The 21,608-nt window shown below is 71.6% G+C and carries 18 protein-coding genes; 6 read left to right on the forward strand and 12 right to left on the reverse strand.

Annotated elements, in window-relative coordinates; genetic code table 11:
* Positions 1 to 135 precede the first annotated feature (135 nt).
* Entirely contained in the window at positions 136 to 1,539 is a 1,404-nt protein-coding gene (locus OQ02_RS25160) for an NAD(P)H-quinone dehydrogenase (RefSeq protein WP_033441032.1), read from the forward strand.
* A 48-nt stretch (positions 1,540 to 1,587) separates the two neighbouring features.
* Here the strand turns inward: OQ02_RS25160 and glpK are convergent, their stop codons facing one another.
* Together glpK and OQ02_RS25170 are read right to left on the reverse strand one after the other, a co-directional pair.
* A complete protein-coding gene (glpK, locus tag OQ02_RS25165) occupies positions 1,588 to 3,093 on the reverse strand; it encodes a glycerol kinase GlpK (RefSeq protein WP_033441033.1) in 1,506 nt (501 codons plus the stop codon).
* A 14-nt stretch (positions 3,094 to 3,107) separates the two neighbouring features.
* Positions 3,108 to 3,848, reverse strand: a complete 741-nt coding sequence (locus tag OQ02_RS25170; protein ID WP_033441034.1) for an MIP/aquaporin family protein — start codon at positions 3,846 to 3,848, stop codon at positions 3,108 to 3,110.
* Positions 3,849 to 4,029: 181 nt separating this feature from the next.
* Between OQ02_RS25170 and OQ02_RS25175 the strand changes: the two genes are divergently transcribed.
* Positions 4,030 to 5,757 carry a glycerol-3-phosphate dehydrogenase/oxidase gene (locus tag OQ02_RS25175; protein WP_033441035.1) on the forward strand — a complete coding sequence of 576 codons (1,728 nt, stop codon included), beginning with the start codon at positions 4,030 to 4,032 and terminating at the stop codon, positions 5,755 to 5,757.
* 139 nt (positions 5,758 to 5,896) lie between these two features.
* Here OQ02_RS25175 and OQ02_RS25180 read toward each other — a convergent pair whose 3' ends face one another.
* The 7 genes from OQ02_RS25180 to OQ02_RS25210 all read right to left on the reverse strand — a co-directional run bounded on the left by OQ02_RS25180 (position 5,897) and on the right by OQ02_RS25210 (position 14,370).
* Positions 5,897 to 6,271: a hypothetical protein gene (locus tag OQ02_RS25180; RefSeq protein ID WP_156077306.1), complete on the reverse strand. Its 375-nt coding sequence runs from the start codon at positions 6,269 to 6,271 to the stop codon at positions 5,897 to 5,899.
* 70 nt (positions 6,272 to 6,341) lie between these two features.
* Complete coding sequence (locus tag OQ02_RS25185) at positions 6,342 to 7,604, reverse strand: amidohydrolase (RefSeq protein WP_033441037.1); 1,263 nt, start codon at positions 7,602 to 7,604, stop codon at positions 6,342 to 6,344.
* Positions 7,601 to 8,767, reverse strand: a complete 1,167-nt coding sequence (locus OQ02_RS25190) for a M20 family metallopeptidase (protein ID WP_051772790.1) — start codon at positions 8,765 to 8,767, stop codon at positions 7,601 to 7,603. The genes OQ02_RS25185 and OQ02_RS25190 overlap by 4 nt, the downstream gene beginning before the upstream one ends.
* 176 nt (positions 8,768 to 8,943) lie before the next feature.
* A complete protein-coding gene (locus OQ02_RS25195; protein ID WP_156077307.1) occupies positions 8,944 to 9,264 on the reverse strand; it encodes a hypothetical protein in 321 nt (106 codons plus the stop codon).
* 93 nt (positions 9,265 to 9,357) lie between these two features.
* Positions 9,358 to 10,371 (reverse strand): methylmalonyl Co-A mutase-associated GTPase MeaB, encoded by a 1,014-nt coding sequence (gene meaB, locus OQ02_RS25200; RefSeq protein WP_033441039.1) that lies wholly within the window; start codon positions 10,369 to 10,371, stop codon positions 9,358 to 9,360.
* The gene (gene scpA, locus OQ02_RS25205; RefSeq protein ID WP_033441040.1) at positions 10,364 to 12,568 is read right to left on the reverse strand and encodes a methylmalonyl-CoA mutase; all 2,205 of its coding nucleotides are present in this window, start codon (positions 12,566 to 12,568) and stop codon (positions 10,364 to 10,366) included. The genes meaB and scpA overlap by 8 nt, the downstream gene beginning before the upstream one ends.
* Positions 12,565 to 14,370: a methylmalonyl-CoA mutase family protein gene (locus tag OQ02_RS25210; RefSeq protein WP_081915936.1), complete on the reverse strand. Its 1,806-nt coding sequence runs from the start codon at positions 14,368 to 14,370 to the stop codon at positions 12,565 to 12,567. The genes scpA and OQ02_RS25210 overlap by 4 nt, the downstream gene beginning before the upstream one ends.
* 103 nt (positions 14,371 to 14,473) lie before the next feature.
* Here OQ02_RS25210 and OQ02_RS25215 point away from each other — a divergent pair, with 103 nt between their 5' ends.
* From OQ02_RS25215 to OQ02_RS25225, 3 genes are all read left to right on the forward strand, one after another.
* Positions 14,474 to 16,177: a serine/threonine-protein kinase gene (locus OQ02_RS25215; RefSeq protein WP_051772791.1), complete on the forward strand. Its 1,704-nt coding sequence runs from the start codon at positions 14,474 to 14,476 to the stop codon at positions 16,175 to 16,177.
* A gap of 65 nt (positions 16,178 to 16,242) precedes the next feature.
* Complete coding sequence (locus OQ02_RS25220) at positions 16,243 to 17,055, forward strand: purine-nucleoside phosphorylase (RefSeq protein WP_081915937.1); 813 nt, start codon at positions 16,243 to 16,245, stop codon at positions 17,053 to 17,055.
* Between the two features lie 34 nt (positions 17,056 to 17,089).
* Complete coding sequence (locus OQ02_RS25225; protein ID WP_033441042.1) at positions 17,090 to 18,715, forward strand: phospho-sugar mutase; 1,626 nt, start codon at positions 17,090 to 17,092, stop codon at positions 18,713 to 18,715.
* Here OQ02_RS25225 and OQ02_RS25230 read toward each other — a convergent pair.
* Positions 18,702 to 19,034 carry a hypothetical protein gene (locus OQ02_RS25230; protein WP_033441043.1) on the reverse strand — a complete coding sequence of 111 codons (333 nt, stop codon included), beginning with the start codon at positions 19,032 to 19,034 and terminating at the stop codon, positions 18,702 to 18,704. The genes OQ02_RS25225 and OQ02_RS25230 overlap by 14 nt on opposite strands.
* 141 nt (positions 19,035 to 19,175) lie before the next feature.
* Between OQ02_RS25230 and OQ02_RS25235 the strand changes: the two genes are divergently transcribed.
* A complete protein-coding gene (locus OQ02_RS25235; protein WP_033441106.1) occupies positions 19,176 to 19,625 on the forward strand; it encodes a flavodoxin family protein in 450 nt (149 codons plus the stop codon).
* 1 nt (position 19,626) lies between these two features.
* On the opposite strand, the gene OQ02_RS25240 is transcribed toward OQ02_RS25235, so the two are convergent.
* A complete protein-coding gene (locus OQ02_RS25240; RefSeq protein WP_033441107.1) occupies positions 19,627 to 20,610 on the reverse strand; it encodes an aldo/keto reductase in 984 nt (327 codons plus the stop codon).
* 26 nt (positions 20,611 to 20,636) lie between these two features.
* Complete coding sequence (locus OQ02_RS25245) at positions 20,637 to 21,581, reverse strand: aldo/keto reductase (RefSeq protein ID WP_051772798.1); 945 nt, start codon at positions 21,579 to 21,581, stop codon at positions 20,637 to 20,639.
* Positions 21,582 to 21,608: the final 27 nt, after the last annotated feature.

The raw sequence follows: 21,608 nt of genomic DNA on the forward strand, positions 1-21,608 counted from the left end.
AGCGACCTCCCGATCACCGCGAGGTACCAGAAGACCGGACGACACACTCCGACACCCGACCGCGTACGGTTGTGCGCGGCTACCAGCGGCTATCAAAGGTGCTGATGGCACCGACAACCACGAGGAGGACGTGTCGTGACCCGCATCGTCATCATGGGCGGTGGCCCCGCAGGTTACGAGGCGGCACTGGTCGCGGCCCAGCACGGGGCCGACGTGACCATCGTGGAGAACGAGGGCCTCGGCGGCGCCTGCGTGCTCTACGACTGCGTGCCGTCCAAGACGTTCATCGCCTCCGCCGGCGGCCGGAGCGCCTTCCGCAACGCCGGTGAGCTGGGCATTCGCATGAACAACGCGGAAGCAGCGGTCGAACTGCCGGTCGTCCACGGGCGGGTGAAGGGCCTTGCGCTCGCGCAGTCCGCCGACGTCCGCGCCCGCCTCCAGCGCGAGGGCGTCCGGATCGTCAACGGCACCGCGAAGTTCTGCGACAACGCCCGCGGCCTCGCCCAGCACGAGGTCGTGGCGATCGACAAGGACGGCGCGGAGGAAGTCCTGCCGGCCGACGTGGTGCTCATCGCGACCGGTGCGACCCCGCGCGTGTTGCCCGGCGCCGAGCCCGACGGCAAGCGGGTGCTCACCTGGCGGCAGATCTACGACCTCCCGGAGTTGCCGGAGCACCTGGCCGTCATCGGATCGGGTGTCACCGGTGTGGAGTTCGCCTCCGCCTACACGGAACTCGGCGTGAAGGTGACCATGGTCTCCAGCCGCGACCGGGTGCTTCCGCACGAAGATGCCGACGCGGCAGTGGTACTGGAGGACGTGTTCGCCGAACGCGGCACGACCGTGATCAAGCACGCCCGCGCGGACCGGGTCGAGAACGTCGGCGACGGCGTCCTGATTCACCTGGAAGACGGTCGCACGATCGAGGCCAGCCACGCCCTGATGACGGTCGGCTCGGTCCCGAACACCGCCGGCCTCGGCCTGGAGAAGATCGGCATCGAGCCCGGTCGCGGCGGCTACATCCCGGTCGACCGGGTGTCCCGGACGAGCGTCTCCAGCGTCTACGCGGCGGGCGACTGCACGGGCCTGTTGCTCCTGGCCAGCGTCGCCGCCATGCAGGGCCGCATCGCCATGTGGCACGCGCTGGGCCAGGGCGTGAGCCCGATCAGGCTGAAGACGGTCGCGGCGAACGTGTTCACCAACCCGGAGATCGCCAGCGTCGGCATCAGCCAGCAGGCGATCGACTCCGGTGACGTGCCCGCGCGCACGATCATGCTGCCGCTGGCCACGAACCCGCGCGCCAAGATGGAAGGCCTGCGCCGCGGCTTCGTGAAGCTGTTCTGCCGCCCGGCGACGGGTGTGGTGATCGGCGGCGTCGTGGTCGCGCCGAACGCCAGCGAGCTGATCCTGTCGATCACGCTGGCCGTGCAGAACCAGCTCACGGTGGACGACCTCGCCACCACGTTCTCCGTCTACCCGTCGCTGACCGGCTCGATCACCGAGGCCGGCCGCCAGCTCATGCGGCACGACGACCTCGACTGACCCCGGGGAGGGGCGCCGCCGCGCACCCGGCGGCGGCGCCCCGCTCGGTCAGTCGACCCAGTCGAACGTCCTGGTCACGGCCTTCTTCCACTGCGCGTACGTCCGGGCGCGGGTCTCGTCGTCCATCGCCGGGTCCCACTGCTTGTCCTGGGCCCAGTTCTGCCGGATGTCGTCCTCCGACGCCCAGAACCCGACCGCCAGACCGGCCGCGTAGGCGGCGCCCAGCGCGGTCGTCTCGTTGACCACCGGCCGGATCACCGGCACGCCGAGGATGTCCGCCTGGAACTGCATCAGCAGCTCGTTGACGACCATGCCGCCGTCGACCTTCAGCGACTTCAGCGGCACGCCCGAGTCGGCGTCCATCGCGTCGATCACCTCACGCGTCTGGAACGCCGTCGCCTCCAGCACCGCGCGGGCCAGGTGGCCCTTGTTCACGAACCGCGTCAGGCCGACGATCGCGCCACGCGCGTCCGACCGCCAGTACGGCGCGAACAGGCCGGAGAAGGCGGGCACGAAGTACGCGCCGCCGTTGTCCTCCACGGTCCTGGCGTGCTGCTCGATCTCGGCCGCCGATCCGATCATGCCGAGGTTGTCGCGCAGCCACTGCACCAGCGACCCGGTCACCGCGATCGAACCCTCCAGCGCGTACACCGGGTCGTTCGAGCCGATCTTGTAGCAGACGGTGGTGAGCAGGCCGTTCTCGCTCATCACCTTGTCCGTGCCGGTGTTGAGCAGCACGAAGTTGCCGGTGCCGTAGGTGTTCTTGGCCTCGCCGGGCGACAGGCACGCCTGGCCGAACGTCGCCGCCTGCTGGTCGCCGAGGATGCCCGCGATCGGCACGCCGGCCAGCGCACCGCGTTCGCGGACCTTGCCGTACTCCTCGGACGACGACCGGATCTCCGGCAGCATCGACATCGGGATGCCCATGTCCGCCGCGATGCCCTCGTCCCAGTTCAGCGTGTCGAGGTCCATCAGCAGCGTGCGCGACGCGTTGGTGGGGTCGGTGACGTGCACGCCGCCGTTCACACCGCCGGTCATGTTCCACAGCACCCAGGTGTCCATGTTGCCGAACAGCAGGTCGCCGGCTTCGGCCTTGGCCCGCGCGCCTTCGACGTTGTCGAGGATCCAGCGGACCTTCGGGCCGGAGAAGTACGTGGCCAGCGGCAGCCCGGTCTTGTCCCGGTACCGCTCCTGGCCCCCGCCCGCCGCCGCCAGTTCCTGGCAGATCTTGTCGGTGCGGGTGTCCTGCCAGACGATCGCGTTGTAGACGGGCTGCCCGGTGGTCTTGTCCCAGACGAGAGCGGTCTCGCGCTGGTTGGTGATGCCCACCGCGGCGATGTCGGCGGTGGTGAGGTCGGCCTTGGCCAGCGCGCCGGCGGCCACCTGCCTGGCGTTGGTCCAGATCTCGTTCGCGTCGTGCTCGACCCACCCGGCCTGCGGGAAGATCTGCTCGTGCTCCTTCTGGTCGACCGAGACCACCCGGCCCGAGTGGTCGAAGACCATGCACCGGGTCGACGTAGTGCCCTGGTCGATCGCGGCCACGTACTTCGTCATGTGCTGGAGTCCTTTCAGACCGGGAGAACCAGGTACAGGAGTGCGGCGAGCGCGCCGCCGATCAGCGGACCGACCACCGGCACCCAGGAGTAGCCCCACTCGGCGCTGCCCTTGTCGCGGATGGGCAGGATCGCGTAGGCGATGCGCGGCCCGAGGTCGCGGGCGGGGTTGATGGCGTACCCGGTGGGGCCACCGAGCGAGGCGCCGATGCCGACGACCAGGAACGCGACCGCCGCGTAGCCGAGCGCGGAGTTGCCGAGCTGCGGCAGCCCGCCTTCGGCCTCCTTCGCCCCCGGGCTCAGCAGGATCCACGCGACCAGCACGAACGTGCCGATGACCTCGGTGACGACGTTCCAGCCGGCCCTGGGGATGGTCGGACCGGTGCAGAAGATGCCGCGCGTGCCCGCCGGGTCGTCGTGCGCGTCGAACTGGGTTTTGTACGCCAGCCAGGCGAGCACCGCGCCGAGGAACGCGCCGACGAACTGACCGGCGAAGTAGACGGGGACCTGCGACCACGGGGTCTTGTCCGCGATGGCCAGGCCCAGTGTGACCGCCGGGTTGATGTGCGCGCCGCTGGGCGCGGCGATGCTGGCGCCCGCGAAGACCGCGAAACCCCAGCCGAAGTTGATCAGAAGCCAGCCGCCGGCGTTGCCCAGCGTGTCCTTGAGCACGACGTTGGCGACGACACCGGCACCCAACAAGATCAGGATCGCGGTGCCCAGCAATTCCCACACGAAGATCGAGCCACTGCTCACTCGCCGACCTCCTCGCCTTGGCAGGAGGCAGCACGGTCCGGGTTCGGCGGCGCTGCCCACCCCACAATGTCCGTGACGCTAGTTCCGCGCACATCGGTTGTCCACGGGTGGCGTACCAGCCGGTAACGTGGTCGAGTTCAGTCCTGGCCTGGCCGGTCGAACGAGCATCAGGGAGGCATTCGTGGTTACACGCAAGCACCCCGCCACCGCAGGCAGGCTCGGCCCCCTCGAACGATCAGAGGCGTGGGAACGCCTCGGTGCGGACACCTTCGACCTGGTGATCATCGGCGGTGGCGTGGTCGGCGTCGGCACCGCGCTGGACGCCGCGACGCGAGGTCTGCGGGTGGCGCTCGTCGAGGCCCGTGACCTGGCCTCCGGCACGTCCAGCCGGTCGTCCAAGCTGTTCCACGGCGGGTTGCGGTACCTGGAGCAACTGGAGTTCGGGCTCGTGCGCGAGGCACTGCGGGAGCGCGAACTCATGCTGACCCGACTGGCTCCGCACCTGGTCAAGCCGGTGCCGTTCCTGTACCCGCTGACGCGGCGGGTGTGGGAGCGCCCGTACACCGCGGCCGGGCTGCTGATGTACGACACGATGGGCGGCGCGCGGTCCGTGCCGGGGCAGAAGCACCTGACCAGGGCCGGTGCGCTGCGGCTGGTGCCCGCGCTGAAGCCGTCCGCCCTGGTCGGTGGCATCCGGTACTACGACGCGCAGGCGGACGACGCCCGGCACACGATGATGGTCGGGCGGACGGCGGCTCACTACGGGGCGGTCGTGCGGTCGTCGACGCAGGTCGTGGGCTTCCTGCGGGAGGCGGACCGGATTTCCGGCGTGCGGGTGCGCGACGTGGAGGACGGGCGGGAGACGTCCGTGCGGGCGCACGCGGTGATCAACGCGACCGGGGTGTGGACGGACGAGTTGCAGCGGCTGTCGGGCAGTCGCGGCCGGTTCCGGGTGCGGGCGTCCAAGGGCGTCCACATCGTCGTGCCGCGGGATCGGATCGTGTCCGAGTCGGGCTTGATCCTGCGCACGGAGAAGTCGGTGCTGTTCGTGATCCCCTGGCGAAATCACTGGATCGTGGGTACGACCGACACCGATTGGAACCTGGACCTGGCGCACCCGGCGGCGACGCGGTCGGACATCGACTACATCCTGACGCACGTCAACACGGTGCTGGCGACGCCGTTGACGCACGACGACATCGAGGGCGTGTACGCCGGGCTGCGGCCGTTGCTGGCGGGTGAGAGCGAGTCGACGTCGAAGCTGTCGCGTGAGCACGCGGTGGCACGGGTGGCGCCGGGGTTGGTGGCGATCGCCGGTGGGAAGTACACGACGTACCGGGTGATGGGCGCGGACGCGGTGGACGCGGCGGCGGTCGACCTGCCGGGGCGGATCCAGGCGTCGATCACGGACAAGGTGCCGCTGGTCGGGGCGGACGGGTACCACGCGCTGGTGAACCAGGCCGACCAGCTGGCTTCGCGGTACGGGCTGCACCCGTACCGGGTGCGGCACCTGCTGGACCGGTACGGGTCGCTGGTGCACGAGGTGCTGGAGTCGGCGGACCCGGAGCTGCTGAAGCCCGTGCCGGGTGCGCCGGACTACTTGCAGGTCGAGGTCGTGTACGCCGCTTCGCACGAGGGGGCGTTGCACCTGGAGGACGTGCTGACCCGGCGGACGCGGATCTCGATCGAGTACCCGCACCGGGGGGTGACGTGCGCGTTGCCGGTGGCCCGGTTGATGGCGCGGGTGCACGGGTGGGACGAGGAGCGGGTGGCGCACGAGGTGTCGGTGTACACGGCCCGGGTGGACGCGGAGCGCGCGTCGCAGGCCGAGCCGGACGACCCGGCCGCCGACGCCGTGCGTTCTTCGGCGCCGGAAGCCCGACCGGAGATCGTCGAACCGATCAGCTGACCCGACGTCCGGAGCCGGGGGTCCCCCCGCTCTCGGTGGCCCGGCGGGCGAGTTCGGCGTCGTAGTCGGTGGCGGTGAAGGTGACGCCTCGGCTCAGCCGCACGTCGAACGGCGACTCCCGCGGACTGGTCGACGCCGGTCAGCCCGGACTCGCCGATGACGTCGACGTCGTTGACGTGGACGCGCACCTCCGAGCTTGAGCGGTGCGGCACGACCTCCAGGCGGAGGGTGTCCGTCCCGGATCGCCGAACCACCCCGCCCCGGCCGCGACGCGGTACCCCGGCGGCACGGTGCCGGGCCACGGCACGCGCAGTTCGTCCAGCGCAGTCTTCGTCGACTCGGTCACGTCCGACAGCCGGTCCCTCGGCAACGCGCCCGCCAGATCGCGCAACGCGGGCGAGTCGAGCCCGTCCACCCGGGCCGTGCACGCCGCGTCGATCAGCACCCGCAGGCCGGGCAGGTCGTACTCCCAGCCGGCGACGGCCTCGTACAAGCGCGCCTCAGGGCTGGTCACGGCAGGGATCATCCGCGACCAGCCGAGGAAAGCCCACGGTATTCACAGGGCCCAAGTGGACCCCGCACGGTCAGGCAAGAGCGGCCAAGGCGGCGTGGACCATGACGCGGACGCCCACCATGAGTGCGCGTTCGTCGAGGTCGAAGCCGGGCTGGTGCAGGTCGCGCATCTTGCCGGCACCGTCCCACACACCCAGCCTCGCGAACGAGCCGGGCACGTGCTCCAGGTACCAGCCGAAGTCCTCACCACCGGACGACTGCTCGGTCCCCGCCAACGCGTCCTCGCCCAGCGCCGCCTCGATCCCCGCCCGCAGCAGCATGGTGCTCTCGCGGTCGTTGACGACCGGAGGCACGCCACGTCGGTGGTGCAGGTCGAAGCCCACGCCGGTCGGGGCCAGCAGCGCGCCGACCAGTTCCTTGATCAGCGGCTCCAGCTCGGCCCAGATGTCGCGGTCGCCCGTCCGCAGCGTCCCGCGCAGGACACCGTCCTGCGGCACGGCGTTGGGCGCTTCACCCGCGTGCACCGCGCCCCACACGAGCACCGTGCCCGAACGGGGGTCGACACGGCGCGACAAGAGGCCCGGCAGACCGGTGATGACCGTCCCCAGCGCGTGCACCAGGTCGGCCGTCAGGTGCGGCCGGGAGGTGTGACCGCCGGGCGACGTCAGGCGCAGCTCCAGCATGTCGCTGGCCGACGTGATCGCACCGATCCTCGTCCCGATCCGGCCGACCTCCAGCCTCGGGTCGCAGTGCAGCCCGAAGATCCGCTCCACCCCGTCGAGACCACCCGCCGCCAGCACGTCCAGCGCGCCACCCGGCATGACCTCCTCGGCCGGCTGGAACACCAGCCGCACCCGACCCGGCAGCTCGGTGGCGGACGCCAGCGCCAGCGCGGCGCCCAGCAGCACGGTGGTGTGCGCGTCGTGCCCGCAGGCGTGCGACACACCATCCACAGTGGACGAATACGCGGCACCGGTCTTCTCCGGCAACGGCAACGCGTCGATGTCCGCGCGGAGAGCCACGCAGCGCGGGCCCGAACCGACGTCGCACACCAGACCGGTCCCACCGGGCAGCACGCGCGGCTTCAGGCCGGCGGAGCGCAGCACGTCCGCGATCAGCTCCGTCGTCGCGTACTCGTGCCGCGACAGCTCCGGGTGCGCGTGCAGATGCCGGCGCCAGGCGACGACCTCGGCCGCGTTCGCCGCGAGCCAGTCGTCCAGCCACGAGGGTCCGCGACCCTCACCGGGATCATCCACAGGGGCAATGCTGACCCCACGCTCGGTCAACAGCACCTCGGCACCCTCCTCCGGCAGAAGCGAGTCCACTACCGTCATGCCGCACCCACCAGCAGTCGAGAGCGCTGCGCACCGTCGGTGGCAGCGGAAATTGTGGTCCAGGCAAGGGCGAGTGCCCCGTCGAGGACGGCGCGGTCGGCCGAGGCCGACGCGCAGGCGGTCGCGAACTCGATTTGGTGGTTCACCGCGTCTCCGCAGTCGATGGCGATGGTCGGGTGGATGGCCGGCAGCGCACGGGTGATGTTGCCCATGTCGGTGCTGCCGATCTTCTCCTTGAGCTCCTGCTCGGGGCTCATCGGATTCCTGCCCAGTTCGACGGCCGCGCGCCGGTAGGCGTCCGCGAGCCAGGGGTCCGGGGTCAGTTCGGCGTACACCGGCGAGACCTTCACGACCTCGTGGGTGCAGCCGGTGGCCACCGCGCCGGCCTCGAAGCAGCGGTTGATCCGCTCCTCCAGCCGGCGCAGGGAGTCGAGGTCGTCGGCGCGGAGGTCGAACATCGCCGAGGTGTGCGCGGGCACCACGTTCGGGACGGTACCGCCGCGGGTGACGATGCCGCTGACCATCTGGCCGGGTTCGAGGTGCTGGCGGGCGAGGCCGATGGCGACCTGGGCGACGGTGATCGCGTCCGCCGCGTTCACCCCGAGGTGGGGCGCGGCGGCGGCGTGCGAGGCCTTGCCGGTGTAGTGGACCTCGACGTCGGTGATCGCCAGCGATCGGGCGGCGACGGCCTCGTAGGGGGCCGGGTGCACCATCATCGAGAACGACACGTCGTCGAATACCCCGCGTTCGAGCATCAGCACCTTGCCGCCGCCGACCTCTTCCGCGGGGGTGCCGATCACCCTGATCGTGAGGCCCAGTCGGTCGGCGAGGTCACGCAGCGCGAGGGCCGCGCCGGTGGAGGCGGCGGCGATGACGTTGTGCCCGCACGCGTGGCCCACCTCGGGCAGCGCGTCGTACTCCGCGCACAGGCCCAGCACCAGCTCACCAGAGCCGAACGACGCGGTGAACGCCGTCTCCAGGCCCGCGACGCCGCGCTCGACCTCGAAGCCCTCGGCGGCGAGCAGGTCGGCCACCTTGGCCGCGCTGCGGTGCTCGGCGAACGCCTGCTCAGGCTCCGCGTGGATGCTGTGCGATAGGTCTACCAGCGCAGTCGAGTACCGCTCGACGGCCGAGCGCGTGCTCATCTTGAAGTCGGTACCCATTTGCTTCCATCCTGCATCACGGTCCGGCGGGCACGACGCACCTCGGGTTGATCAACCGGCAACCGGTCGCGGGGCTGCGCCAAGCGGTGCTCGATGTTCGGTCAGACCGATCACGTCTGCGCAGGTCATGCTCAAAGCCGACCACACAGCGCCGAAAAGCTCCCACTGGGTGGGAGTCACCCCTTCTTACGACCCGCACGCCACTTCGACCACCGCTTCTTGTTGCGCCAGTACACGAGGGCGAACAGGAGCACCGCGATACCGCCGAGCCACAACTTCCGGCGCGTCTCGGCGCTCTTCTCGGGGGTCGGCTCCTGCGGCGCGTCGACCACGGGACCGGGGGCGGCCGGAGCCAGCTCGATCGAGCCGCCGGGTGCCAGGCTCTCCGTCTGCACCGCCGCCACCTGCGACGATGTCGTCACAGCGGTCCCTGTGCCGGACACGGTGAAGACACCGGCCAGTACCAGCAGGCACACCGCGAGCACAGATCGCCACATGGCCGCCAAGCCTAGCCACCGCCTTCCGTGGTTACCACTGTCAGTGGTCGTCCAAACCGGTGACCGTTCACGTCGCGTAGTGGTCCTGCTCGTTCACACACCGCGTTCGAACTCGCGGAACGCGCCCAGGATGCGTTCGGCGGCCAGCGTCGCGGTCAGTTCGCCATCACGCACCTGCCGCTCGACCTCGGGCACGACCGCGCGCACGGCAGGCGCCGCGCGCAGGCTCGTGAGCAACTGGTCGTGCACCATCGCCCAGGTCCAGTCCACCTGCTGCCGACGACGCCGTTCGGCCAGCTCACCGGCTTCTTCCAGGGTCGCCCGGTGCTTGCCGATCTGCTGCCACACGGCGTCCAGCCCGGTGCCGTCCAGACCGCTGCACGTCAGCACGGGCGGGTGCCACAGGGCGTCCGGCGGGCGCAGCATCCGCAGCGCGCCGGCCAGCTCGCGCGCCGCCTTGCGGGCGTCCAGCTCGTGCGGCCCGTCGGCCTTGTTGACCGCGATCACGTCGGCCAGCTCCAGCACGCCCTTCTTGATGCCCTGGAGCTGGTCGCCGGTGCGGGCGAGGGTGAGGAACAGCGAGCAGTCCGTCATGTTCGCCACCGCGACCTCGGACTGGCCGACGCCGACCGTCTCGACCAGCACCACGTCGTAGCCCGCCGCCTCGACCAGGACGATCGACTCGCGGGTCGCCTTGGCCACGCCGCCGAGCGTGCCGGACGTCGGGGACGGCCGGATGAACGCCGCCGGGTCCACCGCGAGCCGGGCCATCCTGGTCTTGTCGCCCAGGATCGAGCCGCCGGTCTTGGTGGACGACGGGTCCACCGCCAGCACCGCGACCCGGTGACCCTGCTCGGTCAGCATCGAGCCGAACGCGTCGATGAACGTCGACTTGCCCACGCCGGGCACGCCGGTGATGCCGATGCGGTGCGCACCCGTCCCGGACGGACCGGAGGCGTGGGGCAGCAGCTCGACCAGCAGCTCCTGCGCCAGCACCCGGTGGTCCGCGCGCGTCGACTCGACCAGCGTGATGGCCTGGGCCAGCTTGCCGCGGTTGCCGGCGAGCACGCCCTTGGCGTACTCGCCGACGTCGATCCGCTTAGCCATCTCGTCCCGGCTGCTCGGCCGCGAACTCCTCGTGGCCCAGCTGCACGGCGAGCTTGCGCAGCAGGTCACCGGCCGCGTCGGCGATGACCGTGCCGGGCGGGAAGATCGCCGCCGCGCCCGCCTCGCGCAGCGCGTCGAAGTCCTGCGGCGGGATCACGCCGCCGACCACGATCATGATGTCCTCGCGGCCGGACTCGGCCAGCGCCGAGCGCAGCGCGGGCACCAGCGTGAGGTGACCGGCGGCCAGCGACGACACCCCGACGATGTGCACGTCCGCCTCGACGGCCTGGCGGGCGACCTCGTCCGGGGTCTGGAACAGCGGGCCGACGTCCACGTCGAAGCCGAGGTCGGCGAACGCGGTCGCGATCACCTTCTGGCCGCGGTCGTGGCCGTCCTGGCCCATCTTCGCGACCAGGATGCGGGGACGGCGGCCCTCGGCCTCGTTGAACGCCGCCACGACCTCGCGCGTCGACTCCACGTTGGACACCGAGCCGGCCTCCTCGCGGTAAACCCCCGTGATGGTGCGGATCTGCGCGGAGTGCCGGCCCCAGACCTTGCCCAGCGCCTCGGAGATCTCGCCGACGGTGGCCTTGGCGCGGGCCGCGGAGATGGCCAGCTCCAACAGGTTCCCGTCCGCGCCGGCCGCCCGGGTCAGGGCGTCCAGCGCACCGTCCACTGCGGACTGGTCGCGTTCTTCGCGCAACCGGGCCAGTTTCGCGAGCTGCTGCGCGCGCACGCCGGCGTTGTCCACTTTGAGCACGTCGATGTGCTCGTCGACCTCGACCTGGTACTTGTTGACGCCGATCACCGGCTGCCGGCCGGAGTCGATCCGCGCCTGGGTGCGCGCGGCGGCCTCCTCGATGCGCAGCTTCGGGATGCCCGCGTCGATGGCCTGCGCCATGCCGCCCGCGGCCTCGACCTCGCTGATGTGCGACCACGCGCGGTGCGCCAGGTCGTGCGTGAGGCGTTCCACGAACGCGCTGCCGCCCCACGGGTCGATCACCCGCGTGGTGCCCGACTCCTGCTGGAGCAGCAGCTGGGTGTTGCGGGCGATGCGCGCGGAGAAGTCCGTCGGCAGCGCCAGCGCCTCGTCCAACGCGTTGGTGTGCAACGACTGCGTGTGGCCCTGGGTCGCGGCCATCGCCTCGACGCACGTGCGTGCGACGTTGTTGAACACGTCCTGCGCGGTGAGCGACCAGCCGGACGTCTGGCAGTGCGTGCGCAGCGACAGCGACTTCGGGTTCTTCGCGTCGAAGCCCTTCACCAGCTTCGCCCACAGCAGCCGGGCCGCGCGCAGCTTGGCGACCTCCATGAAGAAGTTCATGCCGACGGCCCAGAAGAACGACAGCCGGGGCGCGAACGCGTCGACGTCCAGGCCCGCGTCACGGCCCGCGCGCAGGTACTCCACGCCGTCCGCGAGCGTGTAGGCCAGCTCCAGGTCGGCCGTCGCGCCGGCTTCCTGCATGTGGTAGCCGGAGATCGAGATGGAGTTGAACTTCGGCATCCGCTGCGACGTGAACGAGAAGATGTCGGAGATGATCCGCATCGACGGCTGCGGCGGGTAGATGTAGGTGTTGCGGACCATGAACTCCTTGAGGATGTCGTTCTGGATGGTCCCGGCCAGCTGCTCCGGCGCCACCCCCTGCTCCTCGGCCGCGACGACGTACAGCGCCAGGATCGGCAGCACCGCGCCGTTCATGGTCATCGACACGCTCATCTTGTCGAGCGGAATGCGGTCGAACAGCTGCCGCATGTCGTAGATCGAGTCGATGGCCACGCCCGCCATGCCGACGTCACCGGCCACCCGCGGGTGGTCCGAGTCGTAGCCGCGGTGGGTGGCCAGGTCGAACGCGACCGAGAGGCCCTTCTGGCCGGCCGCGAGGTTGCGGCGGTAGAAGGCGTTGGACTCCTCGGCGGTGGAGAACCCGGCGTACTGCCGGATGGTCCACGGCTGGTTCACGTACATCGTCGGGTACGGGCCGCGCATGAACGGCGCGATACCGGGGTAGGTGCCCAGGAAGTCGAGGCCCTCGGTGTCCGCGGCCGTGTAGACGGGCTTGACGCCGATGCCTTCCGGCGTCTCCCACATCAGCGCGTCCGCACCCTTGCCGGTCGCCTCCTGGAGGGCGGTCTGCCACTGCGCGGCGGTGGCGGCGGTGGGCTCGCCGAGGTCGACCTCGGCGAAGTTGGGGATCATCGCTGGACTCCGCTTGAGGTAGGGACGGCCAGTGCCTCGAACGTGTGCTCCAGCACGTCGAGCGCCGAGCAGCCCATGAACACGTACTCGTCGATCTGCGCGCCGGAATCGGAGGCAGTCGACTTCTTGCCCGCCAACAGGACGCGCTCGGCACCCGCCGCGCGCAGCGCCTCCGCCACCGGCGCGGCCAGCTCGGCGTAGCTCGTCTCGCTGCCGCACAGGCACGCGATCCGGGCGCCGCTCTCGCGGAACCGCTCGACCACGTCCTCGACCGTCCTGGTGGGACCGGCGTTCGGCGTCTCGATGCCGCCCGCCTGGAACAGGTTCGCCGCGAACGACGCCCGCGCGGTGTGCGCGGCCACCGGGCCGAGCGTGGCGAGGAAGACCTTCGGGCGTTCCGGGGTCGCCTCCGCCGCGTCACGCAGCGCCTCGTACGCCTCGGCGTACCGGACGCGCGGCAGGCCGCCTCCCGGTTCCGCGGGCGCGGATCGGCGGGTGACGGGCTGCTCGGCCAGGTTCGGGAACTCGCTGACGCCGGTGATCGCGTCGGACCGGTCGGCCAGCCGCTTGCGGCGGTTCTCCCAGGTCACGGCCATGCGGTCGGCGACGAGGTCGAACGCCGCCGGCAGCCCGCCGGCGGCCTCGATCTCCTGGAACCACGCCCACGCGGCGTGCGCGAGGTCGTCGGTGAGCCGTTCCACGTACCAGGAGCCGCCCGCCGGGTCGATCACGCCGGCCAGCCGCGACTCCTCCAGCAGCAGCGACTGGGTGTTGCGGGCGATGCGCCGGGAGAAGTCGTCGGAGAGGCCGATGGCCGCGTCGAACGGCAGCACGGTCACCGCGTCGGCACCGCCGAGGCCCGCGCCGAAGCACGCCAGGGTGGTGCGGAGCATGTTCACCCACGGGTCGCGGCGGGTCATCATCGCGGGCGACGTGACCGCGTGCTGGAGCTGCGCGCTCGGCGCGCCGGCGACCTCGGTGACCCTGGCCCACAAGCGCCGGGCGGCGCGGAACTTGGCGATGGTGAGGAACTGGTCGGCGGACGCCGCGTACCGGAACTCCAGCAGCCGCACGGCTTCCGCGACGCTCAGCCCGGTACCGGTCAGGTGCCGCAGGTACGCGACACCGGCCGCGAGGGACGCGCCGAGTTCCTGCGCGTCCGAGCCACCGGCCTCGTGGAACGGAAGACCGTCCACAACGACCACTCGCAGCTCGGGGAACGCCCGCGCCTTGCCCAGGAGATCCGTCAACGCGGCGAAGTCGGCGGGCTGCCCGGTGCGGGCGCGCACGCCCAACGGGTCCGCGCCGAGGTTGCCCCGCACCTCGCTCGGCAGCACCGGCCGCTGGTCCCAGACCCGCAGCATGGCGCGGCCCGCGTCGAGGAAGCCCTCGCCGCCGTCGACCACGATCGGCGCGAGGTCCAGGTAGACGTCGGCCAGCACGTCGTCGTACGCGGCCGGGTCGAGGCCCTTGAGCCACAGCGACGTGACGCCGTTCTCCAGGTCGGCCATGACCGCCTCGCGGTCCGCGACCCGGTGCTGCTGCCGCACGTCCCAGCCCTCGACCGCGCCCTGGGGGCGACCGCCGCGGGTGAACGGGGCCAGACCGGGAAAACCGGCGTCCGGCACCTGGTCGTCGGCCGTGTAGAGCGGCTGGACCTCGATGCCGTCGTATGTGGTGGTGATCAGAGAACCGAAGTCGGCACCCGACTTCCGCAGCACACCCTGGACCAGTTCCAGCCACTGCTCTCGGTCAGGGGTGGGGAACTCGGCGGCCAGCGCCAACTCGCCTGACGGGTCCATCATGCTCCGCAGTCTTGTTTACCGGTGAGTACGGCGGCTATGTGAGGTTCACCGCCGTGAACGATGCAGACGCCAGTCTTCCACGGGGGTGAATGATGGCGCAGTGGAAACGGAGCGTCTGATCGCCGGCCGCTATCGCCTGCGGCACGTGCTGGGACGCGGCTCGATGGGCACGGTTTGGGCCGCACACGACGAAGTCCTGCGCCGGGACGTCGCCGTGAAGGAGATCCTGCGCCCTCCCGGTACGCCGGACGACGAAGCGGAGTTGCTTCGGGAACGCACACTCCGCGAGGCCCGTTCCGCTGCCGCTCTGGCCCATCCCAACCTCGTGACGCTCTACGACGTGGTACAGGCCGACGGCGACCCCTACGTGGTGATGGAACTGGTGCCGTCGTCGTCGCTGGCGGAGGTGGTGCGGCAGCGCGGGCCGCTGACCGACGTGCAGGGCGCGGTCGTGGCGGACGCGGTGGCCGCCGCGCTGGAGGCCGCGCACCGGGCCGGGATCACGCACCGGGACGTGAAGCCGGGCAACGTGCTGGTGGCCGACGACGGCCGGGTGAAGCTGACCGACTTCGGCATCGCGCGCAACGTCGCCGAGGCCACGCTGACCAGTCGGGGGATCGCGCTGGGCACGCCCGCGTTCATCGCGCCGGAGGTGGCGGCGGGCGAGGCGGTGTCGTTCGCGGCGGACCAGTGGTCGCTGGGCGCGACGTTGTTCGCGGCGATGACCGGGCAGCAGCCGTTCGAGGGCGCGAACGTGCTCCAGACGATCAACCAGGTGGTGCACGGCGAGGTGCCGTCGGCGTCGGCCTGCGGTGCGCTGGAGCCGGTGGTGGCCGGGTTGATGACGAAGACGCCCGATGACCGGATGTCCTTGGGCGAGGTGCGGCGGCAGGTCCGGCCGCTGCTGCCCGAGCTGGGCACCGACGTCTTCCCCGCCTCGGCGCCGTCCCGCCCGGTGGTGGAGATCGAGCGCCCGCCGGTCGTGGAGGCCGAACGCCCGCCGGAGGTCCCGGTCAGGCCGTCGGTCCCGCCGGAGACCCCGCTGGCCGCCGACCCCGGGCCGCTGCCGTTCGCGGTGGTGGCGCCGCCGACCCTCGAACTGCTGCGGCGGCGACCGGCGGCGAGCCTGGTGGTGGCCCTGTCGGCGGTGGTGCTGTTCGCGATCGGCAGCGTGTCCGGCTTCGCGCTGACCAGGACCGTGGCCGGCGCGTCGCTGCTGCCGCCGCCACCGCAGAGCACGCCGACCCTGCCGGTGATCATCGAGACGCCGTCGCTGCTGCCCGTCACCGCCTCGGCCGCCGCCGCGAACGGCGAGCAGGGCGCGGAGTTCACCATCGACGTCGGGCCGGACTGGACCAGCTTCCTCGAGCAGCGGATGAACAACGGGCTGGGGCCGAGCACGGTCGTGCACCTGGTCGCGCCGAACGGCCTGTACGAGGTGGCCGTGCAGCGGTTCCCGGACTTCTACGAGCGGAACACGATCGACGACTACCTCGGGCTCGTGCGGTCGCGGTGGGCCGAGGGCCAGTACTTCGGCGAGGCGCTGGAGCCGACGGCGGACCTGCCGCAGGGTGGGCCCGAGTCGGCCGTCCAGTTCGCCTACCGGACCGTCGAGCGGGCGACCACGTTGGCCCGCGGTTCCGCGCCCGCAGGCCCTGACCTGCGCCGAAGCCGGTACTCGCGGGTCCTGCCGCGGGGCAACGACCTGTGGGTGGTCGAGGTCGTGGTGCCGACGGAGCAGGAGGAGATGGGCCGGGACCGGCTGTTCGAGACCATCGCGAACACGTTCGAAGTGCGGGATTAGCGGCGGCACCGGCCGGCCGCAGGCACTGCGGGCAGCGCGCGAGGTCGGCTATTAGGCTCGCGGCCGTGACCGCCATCAGTGAGAACACCACCCCCGAGGCCCTGGCCACCGACGCCGCGAAGGCCTTGGCCGAGCGGACCGGGGTGGCCAAGCACGACATCGCCGTCGTCCTCGGTTCGGGCTGGCGCCCGGCCGCCGACCTGATCGGCGAGCCCACCGCCGAGGTGCCCATGGGCGAGCTGCCCGGGTTCGAGCCGCCCACCGCCGTGGGCCACGGCGGCACCGTACGGTCGGTGGCCGTCGGCGACAAGAACGTGCTGGTCATGCTGGGCCGCACGCACGGCTACGAGGGCAAGGGCGTGACCAAGGTCGTGCACGGCGTGCGCACGGCAGCCGCGGCCGGCGTCTCCACGGTCGTGCTGACCAACGCGGCCGGTGGCCTGCGCCAGGGCATGGCGGTCGGCCAGCCGGTGCTGATCGGCGACCACCTGAACCTGACCGCGTCGTCCCCGCTGGTGGGCGCGCGGTTCGTGGACCTCACGGACCTGTACTCGCCGCGGCTGCGGCAGCTCGCGCGGGAGATCGACCCGTCGCTGGAGGAAGGCGTCTACGCGGGCCTGCCGGGGCCGCACTTCGAGACGCCCGCCGAGATCCGGATGCTGCGCACGATGGGCGCGGACCTGGTCGGCATGTCCACCGTGCTGGAGGCCATCGCGGCCCGCGCGGAGGGCGTGGAGGTGTTCGGCCTGTCGCTGGTGACGAACCTGGCCGCGGGCATCACCGGCGAACCGCTCAACCACGAAGAGGTGCTGGAGGCCGGTCAGGCCGCGGCGAGCCGGATGGGCGCGCTGCTGCGCGACCTCGTGGACCGGGCGTAGAGCCTCCGCACGTGCTCCTCTCACCGGAGGTTCGATGAACAGCAGCCTGACCCCTGCCCTGCGCGACGCGGCGTTCCGCTGGATCGCGGACGACCCGGACGCCGCGACGCGCCTGGAGTTGCAGACCGTCCTGGCGCGGGCGATGGGTGGTGACGCCTCCGCCGCCGACGACCTGGCGGACCGGATGTCGGGGCCGTTGACGTTCGGCACGGCCGGGCTGCGCGGGCCGGTGCGGGCCGGGCCGAACGGGATGAACCGGGCCGTCGTCATCCGCACGACGGCAGGTCTCGCCGCGTGGCTCAAGGCGAACGGGCACGTCGGCACGGTGTTCGTCGGGCGCGACGCGCGCCACGGGTCGGAGGACTTCGCCGCCGCCACCGCCGGTGTGCTGGCGGGCGCCGGGTTCACCGTGCGGGTGCTGCCGGAGCCGTTGCCGACGCCGGTCCTGGCGTTCCTCGTCAAGCGGCACGACGCGGTCGCGGGCGTGCAGATCACCGCGTCGCACAACCCGCCCGCGGACAACGGCTACAAGCTGTACCTGGCCGGTGGCGGGCAGATCGTGCCGCCGGAGGACCGGGCGATCGAGGCGGCGATCCGGGGTGTGCCGGCCGCCGTGTCGGTGCCGCTGTCGGACGACTACCTGCCGGTGTCCGACGCGGAGGTGGACGAGTACCTGGAGCGGGTGGCGTCGCTGCCGCGCGGCGTGGCGCGCGAGCTGCGGGTCGCGTTGACGCCGATGCACGGTGTCGGCGGTGCGACGGCGGTGGAGGCGTTGCGGCGGGCCGGGTTCACCGACGTGCGGGTGGTGCGGGAGCAGGCCGTGCCGGACCCGACGTTCCCGACGGTGTCGTTCCCGAACCCGGAGGAGCCCGGGGCGGCGGACCGGTTGCTGGAGCTGGCGGCGGCCGAGTCGGCCGACCTGGCCATCGCGCTGGACCCGGACGCGGACCGGTGCGCGCTGGGCGTCCGGGAGCGCGACGGGTCGTGGCGGATGCTGCGCGGCGACGAGACGGGCGTGCTGCTCGGGTCGCTGGTTCTGTCCACTGTGGACGGACCAGATCCGTTGGTGGCGACCACGATCGTGTCGTCGTCGTTGCTGAAGTCGATCGCGGCGGCGCGCGGCGCGCGGTACGCGGAGACGTTGACCGGGTTCAAGTGGTTGGTGCGCGCGGGCGAGGGCTTGGTGTTCGCGTACGAGGAGGCGTTGGGCAACTGCGTCGACCCGGCGCACGTGAACGACAAGGACGGCATCTCGGCGGCCGTGGTGGCGTGCGACCTGGCGGCCGGGTTGAAGGCGTCCGGGCGCACCCTGCTGGACGCGCTCGACCAGCTCGCCGTCGAGCACGGCCTGCACCTGACCGACCAGGTCTCACTGCGGTTCACCGACCTGAGCCGGATCGGGGCGTTGACGGCCCGGTTGCGCGCCGACCCGCCGGCGGGCTTCGCCTTCGAGGACCTGCTGCCCGAGGCCGACGTGGTGCGGCTCACGAAGGAGGGCGTGCGGGTGGTCGTGCGGCCGTCCGGCACGGAGCCGAAGCTCAAGGCGTACCTGGAGGTCGTCGAGCCGGTCGCGGACGACCTGCCGGCCGCCCGCGTACGCGCCGAGGGCAGGTTGGCCGAGCTCCGGACTCAGGTGTCGGACCTGCTCACGGCACCATAGCGATCAGCAGGCAGAGCACGGCGACGACGAGCGCACCGCCCGCCACCAGGTACGGCCGCCTGGTCGGCGGGCTCACCGGGCGGGACCGGTTCTGGGTGGCGGCGGCGACCGAGATCCGGCCCGCGATGTAGCTGGTCGTGCACAGCGCCACACCGGCCGCCAGGATCATCGTGTTGACGTCCCACGGGCTGTGGTCGACCCCCGGCCACAGCGCGATGAACACCAGCGGCAGGCCGATGAGCCCGACACCGATGCCGACACCGGCACCCCACGTCATCCGCCGGTTCCGCTGCATCGTGGCGATACTCCGAGTTTCCATGACTCCCTCCCGTGCACTGCTACTACTGAAGACGCACAACGGCCGCATCGGTTCCCGGCGGCCGTGAACCGGCTCGTCACCGGGCGTGACCATGCTACCGAGCGGTTGCGCGCCGTCCCGGTGCGCGGCAGCCTGTCCCGCGTGCCCCGACTGCTGATCGTGCACCACACGCCGTCACCCGCCATGCAGGAGCTGTTCGAGGCGGTCGTCAGCGGTGCGACGGACCCTGAGATCGAGGGTGTCGAGGTAGTCCGCCGGCCCGCGTTGTCGGCGACCGCGTCCGACGTGCTGGAGGCCGACGGCTACCTGCTCGGCACGCCCGCCAACATCGGCTACATCAGCGGGGCGTTGAAGCACTTCTTCGACACCATCTACTACCCCTGCCTCGACGCGACGCGCGGTCGGCCGTTCGGGGCTTACGTGCACGGGAACCTGGGCACCGAGGGTGCCCTGAAGGCGTTGCGTGACATCACGACCGGGCTGAAGTGGAAGCCCGTGGTGGAGCCGCTGTCGCTCACCGGGGCACCGGACAGCGCGGCGCGGCAGCAGTGCTGGGAGTTGGGCGCCACCGTCGCGGCGTCCCTGATGTGAGCTACCGGCCGAGCGTTCCCATCACCTCGGGCGCGTAGCGGGTGCCGGCCACCGCGTCGGCGGGCACGGCGTCGGTGATGCGGGCCAGCTGCGCCTCGGTCAGCCGGATGTCGGCCGCGGCGGCGTTCTCCTCCAGGTACTTGACCCGCCTGGTGCCCGGGATCGGCACCGCGCCCTGGTGGTGCACCCACGCCAGCGCGATCTGGCCGGGCGTCACGTCGTGCTCGCGCGCAACCTCGCCCAGCGACTCCACCAGCGCGAGGTTGCGCGCGAAGTTCTCGTCGGAGAACCGGGGCATGCCGACCGCCCGGAAGTCACCGGCCGCGAAGTCGTCCTTCGACGTGTATCGGCCGGTGAGGATGCCGCGGCCCAGCGGCGAGTAGGCGACGACGCCGATGCCCAGCTCGCGGCACGTCGGCGCGACCTCGTCCTCGATGTCCCGGGAGAACAGCGACCACTCTGTCTGCACGGCCGCGACCGGGTGCACGGCGTGCGCCCGGCGGATCGTCGCCGCGCCCGCCTCGGACAGCCCGATGTGCCGGACCTTGCCCTCCGCGACGAGTTCGGCCATCGCGCCGACGGTGTCCTCGATCGGCACGTTCGGGTCGACCCGGTGCTGGTAGTACAGGTCGATGTGGTCGGTGCCCAGCCGGCGCAGCGACGCCTCGGCGGCCTGCTTGACGTACTCGGGGTCGCCGCGCAGGCCCCACTCGGCACGCGGCAGACCCGGCTCGCGGACCACGGCGAACTTCGTGGCCAGCACGACCTCGTCCCGACGTGCCGCGACGGCCCGGCCCACCAGCTCCTCGTTGGTGAACGGCCCGTACATGTCGGCCGTGTCGAGGAACGTGACGCCCAGGTCGAGGGCGCGGTGGATGGTGGTGGTCGACTCGGCCTCGTCACCGGGACCGTAGAAGTCGCTCATGCCCATGCAGCCAAGACCCTGTGCGCTGACTTCGAGCGCACCCAGACGGCGGTTCTCCATGGTGTTGCTCTTCCCCTCGAACGACGTCACTGGTTGGAAAGCTTCAGGAACTCGGCCGGGTAGCGGTCGCCCGCGACGGCCGGTGCCGCGTCCTCGATCGCCCGGAGGTCGTCGGCGCTCAACTCCAGGTCGGCGGCGGCGACGTTCTCCTCCAGGTACTTCACCCGCTTGGTGCCCGGGATGGGCACGACGTGCTCGCCCTGGTGGTGCACCCAGGCCAGCGCCAGCTGACCCGCCGTGACACCGCGCTCGGCCGCGAGTCCGCGCAGGGCCGCGACGATCGCCGTGTTGCGGGCGAAGTTCTCCTCGGCGAACCGGGGCAGGTTGCGGCGCATGTCGTCGTCGGCCAGGTCGGCGACGGACGTGACGCGGCCGGTCAGGAAACCACGGCCGAGCGGCGAGAACGGCACGATGCCGATGCCCAGCTCACGGCACGTCGGCGCGATCTCGTCCTCGACGTCGCGCGTCCACAGCGACCACTCGCTCTGGAGCGCGGTGATCGGGTGCACGGCGTGCGCGCGGCGGATCGTGGCCGCCCCTGCCTCGGACAGGCCCAGGTGACGCACCTTGCCCGCGGTGACCAGCTCGGCCATCGCGCCGACGGTCTCCTCGATCGGCACGGTCGGGTCGACCCGGTGCAGGTAGTAGAGGTCGATGCGGTCGGTGTCGAGGCGGCGCAGCGAGTCCTCGACGGCCTCCTTGACGTACCCGGCGTCGGCGCGCGGCCGTCGGTCCGGGTCGGCGAGGCCGAACTTGGTGGCGAGCACGACCTCGTCGCGGCGGGACCTGATCGCCCGACCCACCAGTTCCTCGTTCGCGCCGGTGCCCGCGGTGTCGGCGGTGCCGGGACGCGTGACGCCGCCGTAGACGTCCGCGGTGTCGAGGAGGGTGACGCCCAGGTCCAGCGCGCGGTGGATGGTGGCGATCGACTCCCGCTCGTCCCCGACGCCGTACGACTGGCTCATGCCCATGCAGCCCAGGCCCTGCTTGCCGACCCG

It is taken from the genome of Saccharothrix sp. NRRL B-16314 (genome assembly GCF_000716595.1).
Taxonomy (GTDB): domain Bacteria; phylum Actinomycetota; class Actinomycetes; order Mycobacteriales; family Pseudonocardiaceae; genus Actinosynnema.

Excerpts from the sequence above, each read along its gene's own strand:
- OQ02_RS25245 (WP_051772798.1), bottom strand. The coding sequence starts at position 21,581 with ATGGGCATGAGCCAGTCGTACGGCGTCGGGGACGAGCGGGAGTCGATC.
- OQ02_RS25230 (WP_033441043.1), bottom strand. The coding sequence starts at position 19,034 with ATGGAAACTCGGAGTATCGCCACGATGCAGCGGAACCGGCGGATGACG.
- OQ02_RS25185 (WP_033441037.1), bottom strand. The coding sequence starts at position 7,604 with ATGACGGTAGTGGACTCGCTTCTGCCGGAGGAGGGTGCCGAGGTGCTG.
- OQ02_RS25240 (WP_033441107.1), bottom strand. The coding sequence starts at position 20,610 with ATGGAGAACCGCCGTCTGGGTGCGCTCGAAGTCAGCGCACAGGGTCTT.
- OQ02_RS25195 (WP_156077307.1), bottom strand. The coding sequence starts at position 9,264 with ATGTGGCGATCTGTGCTCGCGGTGTGCCTGCTGGTACTGGCCGGTGTC.
- glpK (WP_033441033.1), bottom strand. The coding sequence starts at position 3,093 with ATGACGAAGTACGTGGCCGCGATCGACCAGGGCACTACGTCGACCCGG.
- OQ02_RS25225 (WP_033441042.1), top strand. The coding sequence starts at position 17,090 with ATGAACAGCAGCCTGACCCCTGCCCTGCGCGACGCGGCGTTCCGCTGG.
- meaB (WP_033441039.1), bottom strand. The coding sequence starts at position 10,371 with ATGGCTAAGCGGATCGACGTCGGCGAGTACGCCAAGGGCGTGCTCGCC.
- OQ02_RS25190 (WP_051772790.1), bottom strand. The coding sequence starts at position 8,767 with ATGGGTACCGACTTCAAGATGAGCACGCGCTCGGCCGTCGAGCGGTAC.
- OQ02_RS25210 (WP_081915936.1), bottom strand. The coding sequence starts at position 14,370 with ATGGACCCGTCAGGCGAGTTGGCGCTGGCCGCCGAGTTCCCCACCCCT.
- scpA (WP_033441040.1), bottom strand. The coding sequence starts at position 12,568 with ATGATCCCCAACTTCGCCGAGGTCGACCTCGGCGAGCCCACCGCCGCC.